Raw genomic sequence first — 1,416 nt, 5'->3', positions numbered from 1 at the left:
ATCGAAGAGACCTCACAAGATGGTGCGCAGCGGCGTGATCTGGCCTTCAGCTACCGGCTTTACAGCCCGGCGGATTCAACCGGCGAATGTCTCTTCCTGCTGCATGGATCGGGTGTCGACGAGACGACATTGGTGCCGCTGGCACGAGAGATCGCACCGCGGGCCAAGCTGATCGCGGTGCGTGGCCGCATTGTCCAGGAGGATGGTTTCCGCTGGTTCGCGCGCATCACGCCGACGCGCTTCGAACAGCACAGCATCCGCACCGAGACCGATGCCTTTGCGGGCTTCGTCGCCGACGCGGCCACACGCCACCATCTCGATCTCTCACGCGCGACGTTCCTCGGCTATTCGAACGGCGCCAATCTGGTTTCAAGCCTGATGCTGCTGCATCCGGAGCTCGTCGAGCGCGCCGCGCTGCTGCGGCCGATGCCGGTGCTCGATCACGTGCCGGCGACGGATTTGTCAAAGGTGCGCGTCCTGATGATCGCCGGCGCCGCGGATCTCACCTATTCGCCCTTCGCCCCTGCTCTGGTGACATTGCTCAGCCAGCATGGCGCCGAGATCGACGCCCGGATTGTCCCATCAGGTCATGAATTCGGCAGCGCCGACGCCGCAATCGTCAGACAATGGCTGTCGGGATCCGCGGCGGTGGCGCAGGCAAGCTGACAGGCTCGCCGCCACGACCAGCCGGCCTACCCTCGTCCCATCCTGTTCCAGGCGTCCAGCCCTGCAATCTTGTAGGCTTCGGCGAGCGTCGGATAGTTGAAGGTGTTGTTGACGAAGAAGTCGACGGTGCCGCCGAGATTGATCACCGCCTGGCCGATGTGGATGAGCTCGGTGGCGCCCTCGCCGATGATGTGCGCGCCGAGCAGACGGCGCGTTTCGACCGAGAACAACAGTTTCAGGAAGCCGGTGTTGACGCCCATGATATGGCCGCGCGAGGTCTCGCGAAAGCGCGCCACGCCGATCTCATAGGCCGCACCGCTTTCACGCACCTGTTCCTCGGACTGGCCGACCGTCGAGATTTCCGGCACCGCATAGATGCCATAGGGGAATGTTTCCGGTGGCGGCGGCAACGGCACGCCGAAGGCATGGCAGGCCGCCACCCTGCCCTGCTCCATCGAAGTCGAGGCCAGGCTCGGAAAGCCGATGACGTCGCCGGCGGCGTAGATGTTCGGCACGCTGGTCTGGAACGTATGCGGATCGACCTTGATGCGCCCTCTGGAGTCGGCGTCGATTCCCACGACATCGAGGCCCAGGTTGCCGACATTGCCGGTGCGGCCGGCGGCGTAGAGCACGACCTCTGAACGAATGGTGCGGCCATCGGCCAGTTCCACCTCGGCGGCATCAGGCTTGGAGCGGATTTCCTTCACCGCGCTGCCCAGCCGGATGGTCATGCCGCGATCGCGCATCTGG

Annotated in this window: 2 protein-coding genes; one reads left to right on the top strand and one right to left on the bottom strand. The window is 64.6% G+C overall.

The window, feature by feature from the left end; all coding sequences use genetic code 11:
* Window positions 1-666: alpha/beta hydrolase (locus tag EN906_RS34080; protein ID WP_348629303.1), on the top strand; the 666-nt coding region annotated here is incomplete at its 5' end.
* A gap of 26 nt (window positions 667-692) precedes the next feature.
* Here EN906_RS34080 and EN906_RS34075 read toward each other — a convergent pair.
* Window positions 693-1,416 (bottom strand): FAD-dependent oxidoreductase (locus EN906_RS34075; RefSeq protein WP_164777602.1); only part of this gene is annotated, 724 nt, incomplete at its 5' end.

Source organism: Mesorhizobium sp. M7A.F.Ca.CA.004.06.1.1, from assembly GCF_003999135.1.
Lineage (GTDB): Bacteria > Pseudomonadota > Alphaproteobacteria > Rhizobiales > Rhizobiaceae > Mesorhizobium.
The sequence above is the reverse complement of the archived record's forward strand: the minus strand, read 5'-3'. Positions and strand labels throughout refer to the sequence as shown.